The 21333-nt window shown below is 66.9% G+C and carries 19 protein-coding genes, 1 tRNA gene and 1 pseudogene; 9 read left to right on the forward strand and 12 right to left on the reverse strand.

Features of this window, described 5'->3' with window-relative positions:
• Window positions 1-77 precede the first annotated feature (77 nt).
• Window positions 78-461, reverse strand: a pseudogene (locus PMES_RS13820) (enoyl-CoA hydratase-related protein); the annotation flags it as partial.
• Between the two features lie 57 nt (window positions 462-518).
• Between PMES_RS13820 and PMES_RS13825 the strand changes: the two are divergent.
• A complete protein-coding gene (locus PMES_RS13825) occupies window positions 519-941 on the forward strand; it encodes a PaaI family thioesterase (RefSeq protein WP_159966320.1) in 423 nt (140 codons plus the stop codon).
• Here the strand turns inward: PMES_RS13825 and ocd are convergent.
• The gene (ocd, locus tag PMES_RS13830) at window positions 917-1945 is read right to left on the reverse strand and encodes an ornithine cyclodeaminase (protein WP_236549820.1); all 1029 of its coding nucleotides are present in this window, start codon (window positions 1943-1945) and stop codon (window positions 917-919) included. The two genes, PMES_RS13825 and ocd, sit on opposite strands and share 25 nt — an antisense overlap.
• A 103-nt stretch (window positions 1946-2048) precedes the next feature.
• Window positions 2049-2978 carry an arginase gene (gene rocF, locus PMES_RS13835; RefSeq protein ID WP_159966321.1) on the reverse strand — a complete coding sequence of 310 codons (930 nt, stop codon included), beginning with the start codon at window positions 2976-2978 and terminating at the stop codon, window positions 2049-2051.
• A 137-nt stretch (window positions 2979-3115) separates the two neighbouring features.
• On the opposite strand from rocF, the gene PMES_RS13840 reads away from it, so the two are divergent.
• Window positions 3116-3538: an Lrp/AsnC family transcriptional regulator gene (locus tag PMES_RS13840; protein WP_159966322.1), complete on the forward strand. Its 423-nt coding sequence runs from the start codon at window positions 3116-3118 to the stop codon at window positions 3536-3538.
• Between the two features lie 39 nt (window positions 3539-3577).
• Here the strand turns inward: PMES_RS13840 and PMES_RS13845 are convergent, their stop codons facing one another.
• Window positions 3578-4039 (reverse strand): disulfide bond formation protein B, encoded by a 462-nt coding sequence (locus tag PMES_RS13845; protein WP_159966323.1) that lies wholly within the window; start codon window positions 4037-4039, stop codon window positions 3578-3580.
• Window positions 4036-4614, reverse strand: coding sequence for a YqaA family protein (locus tag PMES_RS13850; RefSeq protein ID WP_159966324.1), 579 nt, complete (start codon window positions 4612-4614; stop codon window positions 4036-4038). The genes PMES_RS13845 and PMES_RS13850 overlap by 4 nt, the downstream gene beginning before the upstream one ends.
• Window positions 4615-4716: 102 nt before the next feature.
• On the opposite strand from PMES_RS13850, the gene ypfJ reads away from it, so the two are divergent.
• On the forward strand, window positions 4717-5577 hold the full coding sequence (gene ypfJ / locus PMES_RS13855; RefSeq protein ID WP_159966325.1) for a KPN_02809 family neutral zinc metallopeptidase: 861 nt from the start codon (window positions 4717-4719) through the stop codon (window positions 5575-5577).
• 75 nt (window positions 5578-5652) lie between these two features.
• Window positions 5653-5736: transfer RNA gene (locus PMES_RS13860), tRNA-Leu, on the forward strand.
• A gap of 351 nt (window positions 5737-6087) precedes the next feature.
• Here the strand turns inward: PMES_RS13860 and mepK are convergent.
• Window positions 6088-6657: a peptidoglycan L,D-endopeptidase MepK gene (mepK, locus tag PMES_RS13865; protein ID WP_159966326.1), complete on the reverse strand. Its 570-nt coding sequence runs from the start codon at window positions 6655-6657 to the stop codon at window positions 6088-6090.
• A gap of 364 nt (window positions 6658-7021) precedes the next feature.
• Between mepK and PMES_RS13870 the strand changes: the two genes are divergently transcribed.
• From PMES_RS13870 to PMES_RS13885, 4 genes are read left to right on the forward strand one after another with little or no spacing between them, the layout of a single operon-like run.
• Complete coding sequence (locus tag PMES_RS13870; RefSeq protein WP_159966327.1) at window positions 7022-8677, forward strand: L,D-transpeptidase family protein; 1656 nt, start codon at window positions 7022-7024, stop codon at window positions 8675-8677.
• Window positions 8678-8711: 34 nt separating this feature from the next.
• Window positions 8712-9803 (forward strand): UDP-3-O-(3-hydroxymyristoyl)glucosamine N-acyltransferase, encoded by a 1092-nt coding sequence (locus PMES_RS13875; protein ID WP_159966328.1) that lies wholly within the window; start codon window positions 8712-8714, stop codon window positions 9801-9803.
• 30 nt (window positions 9804-9833) lie between these two features.
• The gene (locus PMES_RS13880) at window positions 9834-10100 is read left to right on the forward strand and encodes an acyl carrier protein (protein WP_159966329.1); all 267 of its coding nucleotides are present in this window, start codon (window positions 9834-9836) and stop codon (window positions 10098-10100) included.
• Window positions 10097-11305, forward strand: a complete 1209-nt coding sequence (locus tag PMES_RS13885; protein WP_159966330.1) for a beta-ketoacyl-[acyl-carrier-protein] synthase family protein — start codon at window positions 10097-10099, stop codon at window positions 11303-11305. Before PMES_RS13880 ends, PMES_RS13885 begins: the two co-directional genes overlap by 4 nt.
• A 59-nt stretch (window positions 11306-11364) precedes the next feature.
• Here PMES_RS13885 and PMES_RS13890 read toward each other — a convergent pair whose 3' ends face one another.
• Together PMES_RS13890 and PMES_RS13895 are read right to left on the reverse strand one after the other, a co-directional pair.
• Window positions 11365-12135 carry an invasion associated locus B family protein gene (locus PMES_RS13890; RefSeq protein ID WP_159966331.1) on the reverse strand — a complete coding sequence of 257 codons (771 nt, stop codon included), beginning with the start codon at window positions 12133-12135 and terminating at the stop codon, window positions 11365-11367.
• Window positions 12136-12602: 467 nt separating this feature from the next.
• Window positions 12603-15083, reverse strand: a complete 2481-nt coding sequence (locus PMES_RS13895) for a penicillin acylase family protein (protein ID WP_159966332.1) — start codon at window positions 15081-15083, stop codon at window positions 12603-12605.
• A gap of 86 nt (window positions 15084-15169) precedes the next feature.
• Here PMES_RS13895 and PMES_RS13900 point away from each other — a divergent pair, with 86 nt between their 5' ends.
• The gene (locus tag PMES_RS13900; RefSeq protein WP_159966333.1) at window positions 15170-16042 is read left to right on the forward strand and encodes an NAD(P)-dependent oxidoreductase; all 873 of its coding nucleotides are present in this window, start codon (window positions 15170-15172) and stop codon (window positions 16040-16042) included.
• 73 nt (window positions 16043-16115) lie between these two features.
• On the opposite strand, the gene trpE is transcribed toward PMES_RS13900, so the two are convergent.
• The 4 genes from trpE to hemB form a co-directional block, all read right to left on the reverse strand.
• Window positions 16116-17624, reverse strand: coding sequence for an anthranilate synthase component I (gene trpE / locus PMES_RS13905; protein ID WP_159966334.1), 1509 nt, complete (start codon window positions 17622-17624; stop codon window positions 16116-16118).
• 5 nt (window positions 17625-17629) lie between these two features.
• Complete coding sequence (locus PMES_RS13910; RefSeq protein WP_159966335.1) at window positions 17630-19492, reverse strand: peptidylprolyl isomerase; 1863 nt, start codon at window positions 19490-19492, stop codon at window positions 17630-17632.
• Window positions 19493-19596: 104 nt separating this feature from the next.
• Window positions 19597-20157 (reverse strand): lipid-binding SYLF domain-containing protein, encoded by a 561-nt coding sequence (locus PMES_RS13915; RefSeq protein ID WP_159966336.1) that lies wholly within the window; start codon window positions 20155-20157, stop codon window positions 19597-19599.
• 128 nt (window positions 20158-20285) lie between these two features.
• Window positions 20286-21281: a porphobilinogen synthase gene (gene hemB, locus PMES_RS13920; RefSeq protein WP_236549813.1), complete on the reverse strand. Its 996-nt coding sequence runs from the start codon at window positions 21279-21281 to the stop codon at window positions 20286-20288.
• Window positions 21282-21333: the final 52 nt, after the last annotated feature.

Consider the following 21333-nt stretch of genomic DNA (forward strand, 5'->3'; position numbering starts at 1 on the left):
CGAAACTCCTGCCCTAATCTCCGTCAGGTGCGAAATCTCAGGTCAGGTGAGAATTGGGAAGGTGCGGGCCAGGAAACGCTTACGACTGCGAGATCGCAACTCGCCACGAGCTGGCACCCCGCCGCCGCCGCGATGCCATGCACCTGTGCGATGACCGGCTGGGGAAGGGCGATGATGCGCTGCATCACCGTGCTGCACCGTGCGAAGAGATCGCCGAACGCCGCCGCGCCGCCATCGGGCGCCGCACGGGCCGCCGTCATCTCGCGCAGGTCATGCCCGGCGCAGAAGGCGCGCCCGGCTCCAGCGATGACCACCGCGCGCACCGTTCTGTCGGCGGCCAACGCGTCGAGCTGCTCCGAAAGCGCGGCCAGCATCGCGTCACTGAGCGGGTTGAGCCGCTCCGGCGCGTTCAATGTCAGATGCGCGACCGCATCCGTGTCCTGCCTGAGCACCAAAGTCATCTTGCCCTCCCGGTTCATTGCCGCCAAGTCTAGCGCGAGGCAATGGCCGGAGAAAGCATGAGCGTAGTGATGGGCGCGGACGCGCTGAAGGATTTCCTGCACCGGGAGTTCCCGCAGGTTGCCGATGATTTCAGGATCGAGCATGTCGATACCGACAGTCTCGTGGTCCGGCTCGCCGTGAGTGAGCGCCACCTGCGTCCCGGCAACACGGTCTCGGGACCGAGCATGTTCGCCCTCGCCGATGTCGCGATCTATCTCGCGATCCTCGCGCGGCTCGGTCCGGTGGCGCTGGCCGTGACGACCAACTGCTCGATCGACTTCCTCCGCAAACCCCTGGCCGCGACCGATCTTCTGGCCGAGGCGCGGATCCTCAAGTTCGGCAGGACCCTTGTCGTGGGCGATGTGATCCTGCGCTCCGACGGTGACGCGGCGCCGGTCGCGCGGGCGGGGCTGACCTATGCCTTGCCGCCCGCCCGCTGAAGCATCCCGTAAAGATCGCGCGGCTCGTCGGGATCGGCGAGCAGGTCCAGTGGCACGAAGAAGCCGGTCTCGCGGGCCTTGCGCGACAGGTAGCGAAGGGCGCTGAAATCCTCGATCGCGAAGCCGACACTGTCGAAGAGGGTGATCTCCTCCGGCCCGCTCCGGCCGCGTGCGGTCCCCGCGATGACCTCCCACAGCTCGGTGACCGGATGCGCGGGATCGAGTTGCTGTATCTCGCCCTCGACCCTGGTCTGCGGCGTGTATTCGACGAAGATCCCGGCCCGGTGCAGAATGTCGCGATGCAGCTCGGTCTTGCCGGGGCAATCGCCGCCGACAGCGTTCAGATGGACGCCGGCGCCGATCATGTTGTCGGTCAGGATCGTCGCATAGGCCTTGTCGGCGGTGCAGGTGGTGATGATCTGCGCGCCTTCGACGGCCTCCTGCGCACTGTCGTGGATGCTGACGCGCAGGGGCTGGTCGGCAAGGTTGCGCGCGGCCTTCTCGCTTGCACTCCTGTCGATGTCGTAGAGCCTGATCTCCTCGATGCCGCAGATCGCGGCGAAGGCCCGCGCCTGGAACTCGCATTGCGCGCCATTGCCGATGATGGCCATGCTGCGCGCGTCCGGCGGCGCGAGGTGACGCGCAGCGAGCGCCGACATCGCGGCGGTCCTGAGCGCCGTCAGAACCGTCATCTCGGTGAGCAGGACCGGGTAGCCCGTCGCGACATCCGCCAGAAGCCCGAATGCCGTGACCGTCTGCAGGCCCGCGGCGGTGTTGCCGGGATGACCGTTCACGTATTTGAACCCGTAGAGCGTGCCGTCCGAGGTGGGCATCAGCTCGATGACACCGACCTCGGAATGTGAGGCGACGCGGGCCACCTTGTCGAATTGCTCCCAGCGTTCGAAATCCTCGCCGATTGCGCCGGCGATCCCGCGTATCATTTCGTCGAGGCCGACCGCGTGGATGATCTGCATCATCCTCGCGACGTCGACGAAGGGCACCATGGCCTGCGCGGAGGCTTCGGGAATGCCGCGGGGCAGGGCACTTGCGGCGGATTGGCCGGCCGAATGCGCGGCGGGGCGGTTCATCAACGTCATGGCGTGATCCTCAGGCAAACGAACGTGTCGGGCGGTCGAAAACCCGGCGCCCCAGCAGGGAGGCGGTGAGATCGACCATCAGGGAGGCGGTCTTGCCGCGCTCGTCCAGGAAAGGGTTCAACTCGACCAGGTCGAGCGAGGTGACGCGCCCGCTCTCGTGAAGCATTTCCATCACGAGATGCGCCTCGCGGAACGTCGCCCCGCCCGGAACGGTGGTGCCGACCGCCGGAGCGATCGCGGGATCGAGGAAATCCACATCCAGCGAGACATGCAGCATTCCGTCGGCCTCGGCGACGCGGTCGAGAAAGGCGCGCAGCGGTGCCGCGATCCCGGTCTCGTCGATCTCGCGCATGTCATGGGCCCGGCAGCCGGTGCGCAGGAGAGCCGCCTGCTCGGCGCCATCGACGGAGCGCAGACCGATGAGGCAGACCTGCGTTTCGGGAATGGCGGCGGCGAGCGGGGGGAAAGCGCCGAACCCGTCCTGCCCGGTAACGTAGGCCAGGGGCGTTCCGTGCAGGTTGCCGCTCTGGGTGGTCTCGGGGCTGTGAAAATCGGAATGGGCGTCGAGCCACAGCACGAATTGCGGGCGCCCGGCCGCGTGGGCATGGGCCGCGACGCCCGACACCGTCCCGAGGGAGATCGCATGATCGCCGCCCATGAAGATCGGCAATCCGGCCGGCATCGCGGCGCGCGCCTCGGCGTTCAGCGCCCGTGTCCAGGCCACTGTGTCGCCGAGCGCATGGATATGCGCGGGCCCTTCTGTCGCGGCAGGCGGGCCGGGATCGACGTTGCCGCGATCCGTCACCTTGTGGCCGAGCGCGGCAAGCGCCTGCGCAAGCCCCGCGACGCGCAGCGCGTCCGGGCCCATTCGGCATCCCTGGCGGCGTTTGCCGCAATCGAGCGGGGCGCCCACGAGAATGCAGGTTCTGGCTTGGCTCATCGGTCCTCCACGGGGTTCTTGCCCGGCGCGGCATCGCCCGGTCCGGGACTTGATGCGCCGAACGCTCGGCGGAGTTGAGCCATTAAATTGCGCAATTCGGCTCAACCTTTCCCCGATTGCAGGGTAGGACTGCCATCATGGACAAGGTTGACCTATCACTGCTGGGAGAGTTGCGCCGCGACGCACGGCTTCCCATCCAGGAACTCGCGGCGCGGGCCGGCGTGTCGCGCGCCACGGTTCGCACCCGCATTGCCGCGATGCGCGCGCGCGGTGACATCAGGGGGTTCACCGTCGTGACCCCTGCCGATGCCGTCACCAGTCCGGTCAGGGGATTGATGATGCTTGCGATCGAAGGGGCCGGCGCCGAACGCCTGTCGGCCCGCCTGGCCGGTCATCCCGAGGTGCGGGCCGTGCACTCGACCAACGGGAAGTGGGACCTGGTGGTCGAGATCGCGACCGGAACGCTGGAGGATTTCGATACCGTCCTTGCGATGATCCGCCGCCAGCCCGGTGTGCGCTCCAGCGAGACGAGCCTGCTGCTGAGCACGCGGGGCGCCTGAACAGACCACGCGCCGAAGGGGGCGGCGACCCCGCGCGGCTCAGCGGCGGCGCAACGCGGCGAGCCAGATCAGAACGAGACAGAACGACGCGATGGCATTCCAGGAGGCCATCGACAGCCCGGCGAACCACCATGCGACCTCGTCGCACATGACGACCGTCTCGGGGATCGCGGTGGATAGAAGATCTCCGCCGGACATACCCAGAAGGTCGCCGCCATCGCCGCTGCAACTGGTCGGCCCTTCCCACCAGCTGCGCTCGACCCCGGTGTGGTAGACGCCGATCAGCGCCGTCGTCGCGGCGGCGGCGGCTCCGCCGATCACCACGATCGCCAAAGGCGCCGCGATCCCGATGAGACCGAGCACGATTGCCGCCCCGTGCGGCCAGCGCTGCCACAGGCACAGCTTGCACGGGGCGTAGCCGAGATACTGGAAGCCGAAGGCCGCGATGAGGAGCGCGGCGGAGCCGCCGGCGGCAAGCGTGATCAGGCTGCGGCGTGTCATATGAATTTCACCAGGAAGAAGCTGCCGAAGAGGAGGACGAAGAAGATGATCGTCAGCAGGCCCAGCCTGCGTTCGATGAAGCCGCGCACGGGGGGGCCGAACTTCCACAAGAGCGCCGCGACGAGAAAGAACCGCGCCGCCCGTGCGATGATACTTGCCATGATGAAGATCGGCAGCGACAGGCCGGTGCTTCCCGACAGGATCGTGATGACCTTGAAGGGAAAGGGCGTGACGCCCGCCATCAGGACCGCCCAAGCGCCCCATTCGTTGTAGCGGGCGGAGAACTCGGCGAAATAGGCGTCCTTTCCGTAAAATTCGAGGACCGGACGCCCGACGCTCTCGAAAAGACCGGCGCCGATCCAGTAACCGAGCAGCCCCCCCGCGACGGAGGCCGCCGTCGCGATCGCGGCGAAGAGCCATGCCTGCCGGGGACGCGCGATCACCATCGGGATCAGGAGCACGTCGGGCGGGATCGGAAAGACGGAGCTTTCGAGAAAGGCGACGAGGGCGAGAACCCAGAGCGCATACCGGCTGGCGGAGGCATGCAGGGTCATGTCGTAGAGGCTGCGGATCATTTCGGCGGTCCTTGCGTTACCGCCATGCATCACGCCGCCGCGGCGGCGTCAAGATGCGCGCGCGGGCGGCATCACGTGGCCCGGCAAGCCCGGAGAGACGAGATGAAGTGGAGAGGCCGCCGTGGCAGCAGCAATATCGTGGATCGTCGCAGATCTGGAGGAGGGCGCGGGCTCGCCGTTGGCGGTGCAGGCGGCATCGGTCTTCTTGCGATCGTCGTGGTCGGCTGGTTCTTCGGAGTCGACCTGACGCCGCTGCTTCAGAACGGCAATGGCCAGATCGCGGGAAGCCCCGGCAGCGGGCGGATCACCCAGGAGGACGAGCAGACGGCCCAGTTCGTCTCCGTGACCCTTGCCGATACCGAGGAGGTCTGGGCCCGCATCTTCGAGCAGCAACTGGGCGAGGAATATGTCCCGGCCAAACTCGTTCTCTTCAAGGGCGTGACGCAGAGCCCCTGCGGCGGTGCCTCCGGCGCGACGGGGCCGTTCTATTGCCCCGCCGACGAGAGCGCCTATCTCGACACGGCCTTCTTCGAGACCCTGTCGCGTGATCTGGGCGCGAAGGGGGATTTCGCCGCAGCTTATGTCGTGGCCCACGAGGTTGCCCATCACGTCCAGCAGGAACTCGGTATCCTGGGGCAGGCCAACCGCATGCGGGCGCAGGTCTCGACCGAGGAGGCGAATGCCATCTCCGTCCGAATCGAGCTGCAGGCCGATTGTTATTCCGGTGTCTGGGCGCGCCATGCCGAGGCGCAGTTCGGCTCGCTCGAGCCGGGCGACGTGGACGAGGCGATGAACGCGGCCGCGCGGATCGGCGACGATGCGCTTCAGCGTGGCGCCGGCCGGGCACCGGCACCCGAGACCTTCACCCACGGCACTTCCGAGCAGCGTCGCCGCTGGTTCACGGAAGGGTACTCGACCGGCGAGGTGCGGGCCTGCGACACGTTCAGCGCGCAGTCCCTCTGACGCGCAAAGCCGCTTGTCTGCCCCGGCGCCATCGTCTAATCAGACGGCCGAGCGCCGGGAAGCCCGGTCTCATGTGCGGGTGTGGCGGAATGGTAGACGCGAGGGTCTCAAACACCCTTTCCGCAAGGAGTGTCGGTTCGAGTCCGACCACCCGCACCACCTTTTCCCGAATTTGCCGGCATCTGGGCACAACATTGCATCCGTAGGTGAGCGCCCTTCCAATGCGAACGGATCGGCCGCGCCCTCGGGGCGGTTGCAGTCGACAGCACATAGCGAAGGCTTCGACACTGCCATCGCGCAGATGCATGATTGTCGGAAAAAGACGTTCCGATGGAACTTATGGCATCGAGAGCGGTTTTGATGCCGTGACCCGCGCCGCTACCAACCTCATCCCCGGTCTGTGCAGCGAATTCTGGGCAGTGCCAAAGGCGGGCCGGCAAGAAGCCGTCGCCCGCCCAAAGCCGATTGCGTATCGGTGCTGTTTGCGCCTCGACGCGGTTGGCGTGGTATTCAGGTGCCCCAGCTGCGGACTGATCCGCAATCCATATGGACGAAATTGGAGCGTGAGTAGCGTCCGACGCCGCCGGCATTTACGGCCGCCGCGGCACGGGAAACCTGGCTGACCGAGCGGGAAGACATCCGCAGATCGGCGGCCTGGCCCTGCAGGTGCAGCGAGTTCTTGGCGACACCGCTCGAACGGCGGCGCAGCATCGCGTTCGTTTCGGGCGAGCGGTAGCCGGAAATCAACATGTAAGGCTCTGTCGTGTCGAGAAGATCATGCGTTGCTGCCATGATGTCGATCGTGCGGCTGTCGATCTTCTTGACCTGGTCATTGCGCCAATCGCGCATGAAGTGGTGAATCTCGTCGAGCGACTCGCGAATATACTTGCCGTCGATCCAATAGATCATGTCGATGCTTTCTCCGGTCCGGCCGGAATACATCTTTACCCGGCGTACATCGCCGGCGCCGCGCAGGAACCCCGCAGCCTGGGAGAATGTCGGTGCCGCCGCCACTGCGGTTGCTGCGAATGCGCCAAGAAGGCCGCGCCTGGTCAGGCCCGTCGAACATGTCACTGTCATGATATCTGCGTCCCGTTTGCTACCTGTCGTTGCCACGTTGATCGCGGCTTGCCTCTCACCTCATCCCCGGGGTGATGGCCATTTATCGCATGACGACCCAATTCGACCAACCCTCGATCGGCTGATCTGCGGGCAAGGTGGACCCGTTCGGCAAAAAATTGCTTAACGCGGGAACTTTCTGCCGATTGTCGCCTACGCATGCGCGAGAGCCACGCCGAGGGCGCTTTTGCAACAGGTGCCGAAAGAGCATGTGAGCTGGCAACTTGCAGGGCGCATCGGGTGTTGTGCGTGAGAGCGTGGCTGCACTACAGCCACAATAACGCGCCTGTGGACTTCCGCGAGCATGACCAGTTCGGAGATGACGATGCACGATTCAGCACCCCGGGGCGGATGTTCCAAGGCAGGCGCCGGCGGCGCGCGGCTTCTTCGGTCGGCGATGGGGGGGGCGATTCTCGCGGCGGTCATGGCAAGCGCCGCCGCCGCGCAGGACCGCGAAAGCGACATTCGCATCACCCCGTTCCAGCAGGCGGTCGCCGAAGGCGCCGCCGGGCTCGACGCGCTGGCCGATTTCTATCGCGAGACCGGCTACGCGCCGCTCTGGACGGGGCAGGATGAAAACGCCACCGCACGCCGGGTGATGCTTCTGAACGCCCATGAGATCGCTGCGCTGCACGGTCTGCCGACCGATCGCTACCGCCCGGAGGGCATTCGCGACATCCTTGCCTCGGCGGGCGATCCGCGGTCGCTGGGCGAGGCGGAGATCGCGTTGAGCAAACTCTTCGTCGCGCTGGTCCGTGGGCTTGAGGGCGGCGTTCTCACCCCGTCGGATGTGGCGCCGAACATGAAGCGTTCCGTCACGCGCCGCTCCGACACCGAGATCTTGCGGCAATTCTCAAGCGCGGTTCCGGCCGCCTTCCTGCGCGACGCCGCCCCCGATGGGCAGGAATATCTCCGCCTGATGCGCGAGAAGCTTTCGCTCGAAGCGGTCATCGCAGCTGGCGGGTGGGGCCGGCCCGTGGGCGACGTGAAGCTGAAGCTCGGGGATGCCGGCGACGGCGTGGTGCGCCTGCGCGACCGGCTGGCGCTGATGGGATATATCGAGGCGCATCCGGGGGCACGCTACGACGCCGCCTTGCGCGAAGCCGTCTTGCGGTTCCAGAGCGATCACGGTCTTGCCGAGGACGGGGTCGCGGGGCCGAGCACGCTCGGCGCGATGGATGTCGCGCCCGAGACGCGGCTGGGGCAGGTGCTCGTCGCGATGGAGCGCGAGCGGTGGCTCGACCGTGAGCTGGGGGCCCGGCATATCTGGGTGAACCTGACCGATTACAGCGCGCGTATCGTCGATGACGGCGAGGTTACCTTCGAGACCCGTGCCGTTATCGGCAAGGACGAGGCTGACCGCGAGACACCCGAATTTTCGGATGAGATGAACCATATGGTCATCAATCCCAGCTGGTACGTGCCACGCTCGATCGTCGTCGGCGAATACCTTCCCAAGCTCAAGAAAAACCCGAACGCCTTGTCGGAGTTCAAGATCACCGACAGGTCCGGCCGTGAGGTCAACCGCGCGCGCGGCTTCTCGCAATACACCGCCCGCAGCTTTCCCTTCTCGATGCGCCAACCGCCCTCCGATACGAATGCGCTCGGCCTCGTGAAGTTCATGTTCCCCAACAAGTATAACATCTATCTTCATGATACTCCCGCGAAATCCCTCTTTGATCGCAATGTTCGCGCCTTCTCGCATGGTTGCGTGAGGCTCGCCGAGCCTTTCGAGTTCGCCTATGCGCTGCTCGCGATGCAGCGAGATGATCCCGAAGCGTATTTCCAGCGTATCCTGCGCTCGGGACGCGAGGCGCGGGTCAATCTCGATGTGCCCGTGCCCGTTCATCTCGTCTATCGCACCGCGATGGCACGGCCAGAGGGCGGCATGGCCTATCGCGATGACATCTACGGCCGCGACGCGCGGATCCTCGAGGCGCTTCTCGCGGCCGGGGTGGAACTGCCTGCAAATCGCAGCTAGGTCTGCGTTCCGTAAGCCTGGACGGGGGAAACCGATGTCGATCACAGTCAGTGCACTTGCCGAGGCGCTCGATGCGCGCCTGGAGGGCGACGGAACCCTCCCGATCAACGGTGCAGCGGAGCCCGCCTCCGCCGGCCCCGAAGACATCGCCCTCGCGATGGCACCCGCCTATGCCGAAGGGCTCGGCAAGGGGCGGGCGCGTGCCGCGATCTTGTGGGAAGGCGCGGATTGGCAGGAACTCGGCCTCTCGGCGGCGCTCTACGTGCAGCGGCCCCGCTACGCGATGGCGGGGGTGACGGCCATGCTCGATCCTGGTCCCGAGATCGCGCCCGGCACCCACCCGCTGGCCCATGTCGATCCCACTGCGGTGATCGGCGAGGGTGCCGCGATCGGCCCCTTTGCCGTGATCGGCCGCGATGTCCGTATCGGGTCCGGGGCGCGGATCGCCGCCCATTGCAGCATCGCCGAGGAAACCGAGATCGGCGATGATGTCCTCCTTCATCCCGGCGTGCGCATCGGCGCGCGCATTCGCATTGGCGCGCGCTTCATCGCGCAACCGGGCGCCGTCATCGGCGCCGATGGCCTCTCCTTCGTGACGCCCGAGAAGAGCGGCGTCGAGAAGGCACGCGAGAGCCTTGGCGACCAGGGCGCGATCACCGCGCAGAGCTGGACTCGGATCCATTCGCTCGGCGGGGTCGAGATCGGTGATGACGTCGAGCTGGGCGCCAATGCCTGCATCGATCGGGGCACCATCCGGGCAACGCGCGTGGGCTCCGGCTGCAAGATCGACAACCTGTGCCATGTCGCGCATAACGTGGTTCTCGGGCGCGATTGCCTGCTCGCGGCATTGACCGGCATCGCCGGCTCGACCACCGTCGGTGACCGCTGCATCTTCGGCGGTCAATCCGGCGTCGTGGACAATATCTTCATCGGCGATGACGTCATCTCGACGGGGGGGACGAAAATCCTGTCGAACGTTCCGGCGGGGCGCGTCATGATGGGTTTCCCGGCGGTGAAGATGGAACAGCATGTCGATATGTACAAGGCGCTGCGCCGCCTGCCGCGCCTGCTGGGACAGTTGAAGCAGGGTCAGAAAGCGGTTTCAAAATCCGGGGAAACTGGCTAGATCAGCGCCGCAGCCCAAGGAAGGACCGGTATGGTGAAGGACGTCAGGCAAGAAGTCATCGCGATCATTGCCGAGCAGGCGGTTCTCGAGCCGTCCGACGTCTCGCTCGAGCAGTCCCTCGAGGATTTGGGGATCGACAGCCTCGGGCTGGTCGAGGCCATCTTCTCAATCGAGGAAGCTTTCGACATCCAAGTGCCCTTTAACGCCAACGATCCCGATGCGAGCGGCTTCGACATCTCGTCCGTCGCCGCGATCATCGGCGCCGTGGAGGGGCTGATCGAGGCACAGAAGGCGTGAAGCGGGTCGTCATTACCGGGGCCGGCACGATCAATGCACTCGGCCGATCCGTGGAGGAGACGATGGCCGCGATGCGCGCGGGGGAATGCGGCATCGGGCCGCTGGATTTCCGCGATGTCGAGCGCCTCTCGATCCGCATCGGGGGGCAGATCCGCGGCTACGACCCGGCGGAGCAGTTCAGTCGCCAACAGCTCGGGCTTTTCGACAGGTTCACCCAATATGCCCTGCTCGCCGCACGCCAGGCGGTGGAGCAATCCGGTATCGCCTTCGACGGCGATCTGGGCGAGCGAAGCGGCGTCATCATCGGCACGGCCGGCGGCGGCGTGAGCACGTGGGACGAGAGCTACCGGACCGTCTACGAGGATGGCAAGAACCGCGTCCATCCCTTCGTCGTGCCCAAGCTGATGAACAACGCGGCCGCGAGCCATGTGTCGATGGAATACGGTCTCACGGGTCCGTCATACAGCGTCGCCTCCGCCTGTTCCTCGTCGAACCACGCGATGGGACAGGCCTTCGCGATGATCCGCTCCGGGCTGGCGCAGGCAATGCTGACGGGCGGCACCGAGGCGATGCTGTGCTTTGGCGGGGTCAAGGCCTGGGAAGGGCTGCGCGTGATGTCGCGCGAGGCATGCCGGCCATTCTCCCTGGGGCGCAGCGGCATGGTGCAGGGCGAGGGCGCGGGGATGTTCGTCTTCGAGGAGTTCGAGCACGCGAAAGCGCGCGGCGCGGAGATCCTGGCGGAAGTGGTCGGTTTCTCGATGACCTCTGACGCGTCGGACATCGTGATGCCATCGCGCGACGGCGCAGCCCGCGCGATGCGCCGTGCCCTGTCCGACGGGGGCATCGCGCCGGGCGAGGTCGGCTACATCAATGCCCACGGGACCGGGACCAGCGCCAATGACCGCACCGAATGCGCGGCGGTTCTGGACGTTTTCGGGACGGATGCCGGAAGCTTGCTGATTTCGTCGACGAAATCGATGCATGGCCACCTGATCGGGGGAACGGGCGCCGTCGAGCTTCTCGCCTGCATCATGGCGCTGCGCGACGGTATCGTCGCGCCGACCATCGGTTTCGAGGCGCCCGATCCGGACTGCCCGCTCGATGTCGTTCCGAACGAGGCGCGCCGGGCACATGTCGATGTCGCGATGAGCAACGCTTTCGCATTCGGCGGATTGAACGCGGTTCTGGCCCTGCGCCGTATCTGAAGCGCGGCTAACGCTCCGCGCGGGCGGCAGGGGCCGGCTCTACGCCGGCCCCCCGTCGATCAGTTGCCGGCATTGGCGGCATTGACCGCTTCGTAGCCCGCAGTGAAGCCCGACAGCGAGATCGTCAGATCGATCATCTGATCGGGAGCGGCGGCCGGAACGATGCGCATAAGGGCGGAATTGCCGCGCTTGAACTGGTTCACTTCGCTCGCGGTGAACCCGACACGCGCGTAGCAGCCATTGGCCGCGCAGAAGGTGAAGGGGTAGCTGTTCTGCTTGCCGCCATCCACCGACAGCGAAAGCTGCTCGGTCAGCAGCGTCTCGAGCGGCGTGATGATGGTCGCACCGGCTTCGACCTGATCGTTCTGCGGCAGGCCGAAGAGGCTGATCTCGGCGACGGAATTGCCGCGCTCGTCCTTCAGAAGCTGGTAGAGCTGGCAGGGATCGCTTCCCTCGGCCGTACGCACGCAGCGCACGTTCCAGTCGCCGTGGCTTTCGGAGATATAGGTCTCGCCGACCGCGTCGCCGTTGCCTTCCTGCGCCGGCAGCTCGGAGGAGGCGCCTTGCGCACCACCCTCGACCGCGTCGTTCGTCGCGGGGGCGGCTTCGCCCGCAGGCTGCGTCGCGGGGGCGTCGGGGCCATCCTCGCCGGGCACGGCGGCCTCGATGCCGGTGGGCGCCGCATCCTGCGTGCCTTGCGCATCCTGACCCTGCTGCTCGGTCTGTGCCGAGGTCTCACTGTCCGTCGCGGGCGTATCGGTCTGCGCCCAGAGGGGAGCGGCACCGGCAAGAAGAGCCGTGATGGAGATCGTTTTGAGTGTTGGCGTCATGGTCCATCCATCGTTCGTTAAGGAATTCGCACAGACGCTATCATGCTTGCAGAGCAGTGTCAGGGGAGGAATGCGCGGCAATATGCCGGTGGCCCGAAGAGCCGCGAAAGCCTGCCCCAGAAAGCAGAAAAGACCTGCAAGAACAGGTCTTTCCCGATAGTTTCATCTCCCTGCCGGACTGGCCGACTTGTTTATTGAGGGAAGGTTATGGAGTTCCTCGGGACAGGTCAAGCGACAACTCGCCGATCCCTCGTGACCGGGCCGACGCGGGTTCGGCCTTGCATCGGGGAAAAAGGACCGCGCCCTGCAAGGCGCGGCCAGTCCGATGGGAGGAAGACCGGCGCCGCCCATGCGGCGCGGGTCTCCTTCACCATGAAGCCAAATGGTTAACGAGGCCCTCGCGCGTGGCCGTTCGGACCGGATTTTCACCCCGGTGGCCGCTTCGCCTCGCGGCTGGAAAGCCGGGTTCAGCGCGCCGCGGGCCGCGGCAAGAGGCGGGTGACGCCCACGGCCGCGGCGCGGGCCAGTTGTGGATCGAGGGACATCGGAATGTATTCGCCGCGCCGCCACAGCTCGCCGAGATCGTCGTAATGCCGCGAAAGCGGGTGACCGGATTGCCCGGTGGAGATGATGAAGACTGAACTGTCGGGATCGGCGAAGTCGTAGACGCCCCTGTAGCCCGCCGCATGGACGTTCTGGAACGGATCGGGGCCGGTGCCGCGCGTCAATCCTCGGCGCAGCGTGTTGTCGCCGCCGCTCGTCGACTGGCGGATATTCGTCAGCCAGTTCAAGCCGATGATCTCGCCCAGCACGGGATGATCCTGCGCGGCCTGGTGGGCGTCGCCCCAACGCAGGGATTCGAACGCGCGGCCATAGCGCTCGGAGATCCATATCAGCGCGTCGTCGAGCGCCATCCGTGCCATGTCGCTGCAGGTTTCGAGCCGGGCCGATTGCCGGATGTCACACCAAGCGGAGGCGCCGTCGATATCACGGTAGACGCGCTCGATGAAAAGCGGCTGCACATGGATGAACTCGCCGGCAAGGGGGCCGAGTTCATCCTCGATCAGCCTTTGCTGCAGCGCGTTCAGCCATGCGGCATAGATGAGCGGCTCGGGCAGGTGCTCGCTCATCTCGCCGTTCCACCCCGCGAGCAGCTCGAGCGCCCTCTGCCGCTGGCGTTCGGGCGTGCCATCGGCCGCGGCCGCGCCCGTATACCACAAGTCCGCCGCGACCAGCGGCAGGAGCGAGCGCGCGGTAAAGCTCACGGTGTCGAGCTGCGCCTCGATGAAGCTCTCGCGTGTGTGCACCTCGCGGCTCTGCATCAGGCGGCGCCAGCGATGGATGCGCTGCGTGTCGCCCCAGTCATAGGTGACATGGAGCGGGAAGGGACGCTCGAGCAGCTTGTTGTTCGTATTGCCGAGAATGCCGCCCGAGGGCGCCACGAATTCGGGGTTGGACGCATAGTCGAACAGGCCCTTCCAGCGGTTCGCCGCAACCCAGCCCGGGCTCGGCATCCGTCCGAGGCTCTGATGATCCTGGTCCCGGCGCGGCATGGCGCCGATGGTCTTCAGGGCGATCGTCTCGGCATCGACCAGGGTGAGGTTCTGGCTCGGGGCGACGAAATCCTTGCCCGCGGCGATTGCCTCCTCCACCGATCCGGCCTTCATCAGCGCGATGGCCGCGCCGATCGAGCGGTCGCTGTCGCTGAGCCCTGTCCAGGCGATCGAGGTGACATGGCCGGGCGGCGTGATCTGCGCCAGCCCGGCATGTCCGCCGGGCAGGACGGGGCCATTTTGCGACCAGCGCAGGGTGAGCGAGATCGGCTCGGAATCCTTGATCCTGATGATCGAGTTGCGCTTGCGCATCGTCTGCATGCCCTCAGGCGTGGCCACGCGCTGTGGATCGTCCGGATCGAGCCGTTCGATATAGACATCGAGATCGTCCATGTAGGAGGAGGTCAGGCCCCAACCGAGCCGTTCGCTTCGTCCCACGAGCACCGCCGGGATGCCCGGGATCGTGCCGCCGATCACGCCGCCCGTGTCCAGCTCGAGCCGGGCGAGATACCAGATCGAGGGCGCCGTCAGCTCAAGGTGGGGATCGTTGGCCAGGAGCGTGCCGCCCGTCGCCGATCGGCTTGGACCCGCCGCCCACGCGTTCGAGGCGCCCGCGAAATCCGCCGGTCCGACGGGATAGAAGGCATCCCCCTCCTGCGCCCGTTCCGCCGCCGCGAACTGCATCCCGCGCATCTTCGGGAAAAGCGCGGCGTATTCGGGCAGGGCGGTGATCCCGCCTCCGGGCACGTCGGGCATCAGGTCGCGCAGGCGGTCATCCTCGAGCAGAAGGGAGCTTCGCGCGCGCAGGACCTCGTTGGGCAGCTGGGCACTCATCCGCAGGGCCATCAGCTTGACGAGGGCGATGCTGTCGGCGGGTTGCCAGCGGGCGATCTGCGGCGAAAAGAGGAAGAACTCGGGTGCTCCGCGTCCCAGGGCGCCCGTGTTCACCTCGTCGAGCCAGGCATTCACGCCGGCGGCATAGGCGCTCAGCGCGGCGCGGGTTTGCGCGCTCTGTGCCTCGACGGAGCGGACCGAGAGCCCGTAGAGGTCGAGCCGGCGCAGAAGCTCGTCCGTCTTCACCGTGCGCCGCCCGAATATCTCCGACAACCTTCCCTGCGCCGCGCGGCGCATCATCGTCATCTGCCAGAGGCGATCCTGCGCATGGGCGAAGCCGAGGCCGTAGAACACGTCCGGATCGCTTGCGCCGAAGATATGCGGCACGCTCGAGCTGTCGCGGACGATCTCGACCCCTGACGTGATGCCCGGCACGGTCAGCGTCCTGTCGTAATCGGGAAGCGAGCGGCCTGCGAACCAGTAGAGGACGATCACGACGAGCGCGGCAAGGCATGCCAGCCCGAGGAACAGGCGCAGAAGCCAGCGGAAAGTGGTGGCCATGTGACCTCATGTCAGGTGGGGCGGTTGACCCGGAAGGCGCAGTGGTTACCAAAGGGCTTAGGCGATTTGGCTGGAGGAGGAAAGACATGGCGAAGACGGCGTTTCTGGGACTTGGCGTGATGGGTTACCCGATGGCCGGGCACCTTGCGGCCAAGGGACACGAGGTGACGGTCTACAACCGCACCGCCGCCAAGGCGGAGAGCTGGGCCAAGGACCACGGGGGCGGCCATGCCGCAACCCCGCGCGGCGCGGCCGAAGGGGCCGAGTTCGTCATGGCCTGTGTCGGCAACGATGCCGATCTGAGGGATGTCTGCCTCGGACCCGACGGCGCCTTCGCCGGAATGGGCGCCGGCACGACATTCGTTGACCACACGACCGTTTCGGCGGCCGTGACGCGCGAGCTGGTGGCCGCGGCGCGGGAGGCGGGGATCGCCTTCGTCGACGCGCCCGTCTCCGGCGGGCAGGCCGGCGCGCAGAACGGCGCGCTCAGCATCATGTGCGGCGGCGAGGAGGAGGCCTTCGCGGCGGCCGAGCCGGTCATGGCGAGCTACGCCAAGATCTGCCGCAGGATCGGCGGCAGCGGCGCCGGGCAGATGACGAAGATGTGCAACCAGATCGCGATCGCGGGGCTCGTCCAGGGATTGAGCGAGGCGTTGCATTTCGCGCAGAAGGCCGGGCTCGACGGCGCGGCGGTGGTCGAGGTCATCAGCCAGGGCGCGGCAGGTTCGTGGCAGATGCAGAACCGTCACGAGACCATGCTCGACGATGCGTTCGATCACGGCTTCGCGATCGACTGGATGCGCAAGGATCTCGGGATCTGCCTCGATGCGGCCGACGAGAACGGGGCCTCGCTTCCGGTCACCGCGCTGGTCGACCAGTTCTACAAGGACCTGCAGAAGATGGGCGGCGGCCGCTGGGACACCTCGGCATTGATCAAGCGCCTGAACGCTGCCGGCTGAGGCCGGACCGGCACTGCAGGGGCAGGGGCAGGGGCAGGGGCAGGGCGGGGCGGACAAGATGGCCCGCCCGCCCTCATTCCTCGCGGGGCACGAACCGCCCCGCATCGGCGGCGGCGCGGCGGATCGCGTTGGACTTGTTGACGGTTTCTTGGAACTCCGCCTCGGGATCACTGTCGTAGACCACCCCGCCACCGGCCTGGATATAGAGGGTCTCGTCGCGGATCACCGCGGTGCGCAGCGCGATGCACATATCCATGTCGCCGCCCGCGCTGAAATAGCCAAGGCCCCCGCCATAGACGCCGCGCTTTTCCGGCTCGAGCTCGTCGATGATCTCCATGGCGCGGATCTTCGGCGCGCCGGAGACGGTGCCGGCCGGCATTCCGGCAAGAAGCGCCGACAGGGCGTCCTCTCCCTCGGCGAGCTCCCCGGTGACATTCGAGACGATGTGCATGACATGGCTGTAGCGCTCGATCACGAATTGCTCGGTCGGTTTGACGGTGCCGATCCTCGCGACGCGCCCGACATCGTTGCGGCCCAGATCGAGCAGCATCAGGTGCTCGGCAAGCTCCTTGGTATCGGCAAGCAGATCGGCCTCGTATGCGCGGTCCTCCTCGGGCGTCGCACCGCGCGGACGTGTCCCGGCGACCGGGCGCAGGGTGATCTCGCCGCCGAAGACGCGCACGAGGATCTCGGGGCTCGCGCCGACGACCTGGAAGCTGCCGAAATCGAAGTAGAACATGAAGGGCGAGGGGTTGGTCCGGCGCAGCGAGCGGTAAAGCGCGAAGGGCGGATGGACGAAAGGCTGCGCCCAGCGCTGCGAGGGGACCACCTGGAAGATGTCGCCCGAACGGATGTAGTCCTTCGCTGTCTCGACGGCCGACAGATACCCGTCATGGCTGAAATTCGAGACCGGCTCGACCAGCGGGTCGGGATCGCCCAGATCGCGAACCTCTCCCGCGACGGGGCGGTCGAGATCGCGCAGCGCTTCCCTCACACGTTCGGCCGCCTGCTCGTAGGCGTCGCCGGCAGACAGGCCCGAGCCGGTCCAGGCGGGCGAGACCAGCGTCACCTCTCCCTTCACACCGTCGAGCACCGCCACGATCGAGGGGCGCAGCATGAGCGCGTCGGGAAGGTCGAGCGGGTCGGGATTGACGTCGGGGAGATGCTCCACAAGCCGGATCATGTCATAGCCGAGATACCCGAAGAGACCGGCGGAGGCCGCCGGAAGGTCGTCGGGCAGCTCGATCCGCGATTGTGCGATCAGAGTGCGCAAAGCGTCGAGGGGCGGCTCTGCGCATTCCTCGAACCGCTCCTCGCCAAGCTGCGCCGCGCGGTTCACGCGGCTGGAGGTGCCGCGGCATTCCCAGACGAGATCGGGCTTCAACCCGACCATGGAATAGCGTCCGCGCGTCTCGCCGCCAGTGACCGATTCCAGCACGAAGCTGTTACGCCCGCCGCCGGACAGCTTCATCATCAAGGAGACGGGCGTGTCGAGATCGGCCGCGAGGCGGGCATAGACGACCTGGTTCTCGCCGCGGGCATAAGCGGCCTCGAAGGTCTCGAAATCGGGGGTCAGGCGCATGGTCGTCAGTTGAACTGCGCGTTGACGGCGCTGATCGCCGATTGCTGCAAGGTGATACCCTTCTCGAGTTCCAGGGCGCGGGTATAGGCCGTCATGATATCCTGCGCGTAGCTTTGTCCGGTGCGCTCGGCAAAGGCGTTCCGAAGCTGCACCGCTTCCTCGGCCTGCGCGTCGGCGGCGTTCACCGCGTCGAGCCGCACGATCACGGCGCCATCGGGGCCGGCAACGGCGCGTGCCTCGCCCGGTTCCATCTCGAAGGCCGTCGTGATGGCATCCTGCGGCAGGTCCTCGGCGAAGGCATCGCGAAGCTGCGCGGGGCGCGCCTCGGGGGTGAAGCCCTGCGCCTCGAGCGTCTCGCCTTCCTTCTGGGCCGCCGCGATCTGCTCGGCCCGTTCGATCAGGAGATCGCGGCTGCGCTTCGCGTCGAACCGGGCGGCCACGTCCGCGCGCACCTCCTCGAAGGGACGCAGCACCGGCGGGACGATCTCGTCGAGACGGATCATGAAGAGACCGCCATCGGAAAGCTGCGCGACCTCGGGGAAATCGCCCGGATTTGCGGCAAGGGCCGCGGCGCGGAATTCCTCGTAGCCGTCGATCGACCTGCCGCCGAAGCTTGCCAGCCCGTCATGCCAGTCGATCTGGCCCAGCTCGAAGCGGGTCTCCTCGGCGATCTCCTCGATCGTCGCGCCGCCCGCCAGAAGGTCCTCGACGGGTTCGATCTTGTCGGAGATGGAGCGGCGGGCCTCGATCGCGGCGGCCTCGTCGGACAGGGCGTCGCGCACTTCCTCGAAAGGGGTCTCGCGCGCGTTGAGGATGGCGTTCACCCGGAAGAGCGCCGGCCCGAGGCCGGTCTCCACGGGGCCAGCGATCCCCGGCTCGGTGAGGGCGAAGACGGGCTCCGCGGCGCTGCCCAGATCGGCTGCCGATACCGTGCCCAGATCGACATCCTCGAGCGTCAGGCCCCGCTCCTCGACAAGCGCGTCGAAGCTGGTCTCACCGGCGGCAATCGCCGCGGCCGCGGCCTCGGCAGCCGGGGCGTCGGCGAAGACGAGGCGCTCTGCAAGGCGGCGTTCGGGCTGGTTGAACTCGGCATCGCGCTCCTCGTAGATCGCGCGCAAGGCGTCCTCGTCGACATCGGTCTCGGGGATCAGCATTTCGGGCGTCAGCCAGGCGTAGGTGATCTTGCGCGTCTCGGGCGCGGTGAAGGGCTCGGGCGTCTCCTCGTAGAAGGCGCGCAGCTCCGCGTCGCCCGGGGCGGGCAGATCGCCGGGCAGATCGTCGGGTCCCAGGAAGACGATGCTGATATCGCGCGTCTCGCGGGCAAAGTTGAAGAGCGTATCCGTCAGGATCGCCGGCGTCTGCACGCCGCCGACCACGGCCCCCTGCAGCAGCGCGCGTGCCGTCTCGTCGCGGATGCCCTGCTCGAAATCGTCGACATCCATGTTGCTGCGGCGCAGGGCCAGCTCGTAGGCGGCGCGGTCGAACTGGCCGTCGAGACCCTGGAAGGCGGGGATGCGCAGGATCTCGTCGCGCACCGCGGCATCACCCACCGACAGGCGCAGAACGTCGGCCTCGTCCTCGATCGCGGCCACGGAGATCACCTGCTGCAGAACCGAGCGGTCGATCCCGGCCGCCTGCGCCTCGCTGAAGGTGATCCTCTGGCCGGTGCTCTGCTCGAGATTGCGCAGCTGCTGCTCGAGGGTGCGGGCGTAGCTGTCCACCGGGATCTCGGTGTCCCCGACCGAGCCGATCGAGCGCAGCGAGCCCCCGAAGGAGGTTGCGCCGAAGCCCGCGAGGGCGACGATCAGCAGGATCAGGATGATCCACACGAGACCCTTGGACAGTGATCCCCGTTTGCTCTCAGCCATGCTGTTCCCTGACCCTTTGCCGAATGTTACGGGCGAATGCCTAAGCCAGGCGGGTCAGGGGTGCAAGGCCGCGCGGCCCGTCGGGCCCGCGCGCGCCGCATGTGTCAGGGAATGATGCGCGAGTACTTGGCGCCGCGCACCGTCGCACCCGCGATCAGCCCCGCCTGGCCGAAGATCACCGCGATGACCGGCGAGAGCGAGGTCGTCGTCTCCGCGCTCAGATTGCCGCCGCGATCGTTGACCGCGTATTCGATATCGGCACCCGCGGCCCAGCCGGGCGAGTTGCGGAACTGGTAGAGCGAGCGGTCGGTCATGAAAAAGAGGACATGGGCGTATTGCTGCGCCCCGATCTGCAGGCCGATGGAGGCCTGGGTCGAGGAATAGTAGTCAACCACGGTATCCTGCACCATGAGCGCGCCGCGCCCGTAGGAGCCGCCGATCCCGAGACCGGCCTCGGTCACGAGCGGCATGACAAGCTGCCCGGACGACTTGGAGGCCAGATCGCGCACGCCGGGATAGGTGCGGTAGAGGAAGTCGAGGGTCGAGCGGACCCGTGCCTCGATCGTCTGCGGACCGCGTCCCGAAACGCCGTTGTTGCAACCTGCCAGGAGCAGCGTGCTCGTTGCCGCGCCGGCCAGGAACCCGCGCCGTGTCGTCATGTTCATCTCGATGCCCTTCGATGACTGCTCTCGCCTCCGCCGGAGGCCTGTCCCGGCCGCGCGGCAGGGCGCAGTATAAGTGTGGCCGGGGGGCGAGTCATCCGCTAAAACCCCGGCGCGCGTCGCCCGCTACGCTACCGGGCGGCGAGCCTGGCGGCGATCTGCGGCGCGAAATAGGTCAGGATGCCATCGCACCCCGCGCGCTTGAAGGCGAGCAGCGACTCCTCCATCACCGCATCGCCATCGATCCAGCCGCGCTCGGCGGCGGCACGGATCATCGCGTATTCTCCCGACACCTGATAGGCATAGGTCGGCACGCCGAAGCCGTCCTTCACCCGCCGGCAGATGTCGAGATAGGGCAGTCCGGGCTTGACCATCACCATGTCCGCGCCCTCGCTCAGATCACGCGCGATGAGGCGCAGCGCCTCGTCCGAATTGCCGGGATCCATCTGGTAGGTCTTCTTGTCGCCCGTCAGCGCGCCGCTCGCCCCGACGGCGTCACGGAAAGGACCATAGAAGCTGCTGGCATATTTCGCGCCGTAGGACATGATCGCGACATCGACATGCCCCCCGGCCTCGAGCGCGCGGCGCATCGCACCGATCCGCCCGTCCATCATGTCCGAGGGTCCCAGGATGTCGGCGCCGGCCTCCGCCTGGGCGAGCGCCATCTTCACGAGCGCCTCGACGGTCTCGTCGTTGATCACGCGTCCGCCGCGCACGATGCCGTCATGGCCGAGGCTGTTGTAGGGATCGAGCGCCACGTCGGTCATCACGGCGATCTGCGGAACGGCGGCCTTGATCGCCCGGATGGCGCGGTTGCTCAGGTTGTCCGCCGACCAAGCGAGCGCGCAATCCTCCGTCTTCAGCGAAGCATCGACATACGGAAAGAGGCAGATGGCCGGAATGCCCAGGTCGGCGGCCTCGCGCACCGCCTCGACCAGCCTGTCGATGCTGTGCCGCGACACGCCCGGCATCGCGCCGATCGGCTCCGAGATGTCCTCGCCCTCGCGCACGAAGACCGGCCAGATCAGATCGTCCACCCCGAGCGTGCATTGCCGGGTCAGCGCGCGCAGCGCGGCGCTCGAGCGGGTGCGCCTGAAACGGGTGGCGGGGAAGGCGCCTTGGGACATCGGGCGGGCTCCATTTGCAACTATGGCCATCGGGACGTCTGAGTTGCATGGA

Origin of the sequence: Profundibacterium mesophilum KAUST100406-0324 (genome assembly GCF_009835145.1) — a bacterium.
Taxonomy (GTDB): domain Bacteria; phylum Pseudomonadota; class Alphaproteobacteria; order Rhodobacterales; family Rhodobacteraceae; genus Profundibacterium; species Profundibacterium mesophilum.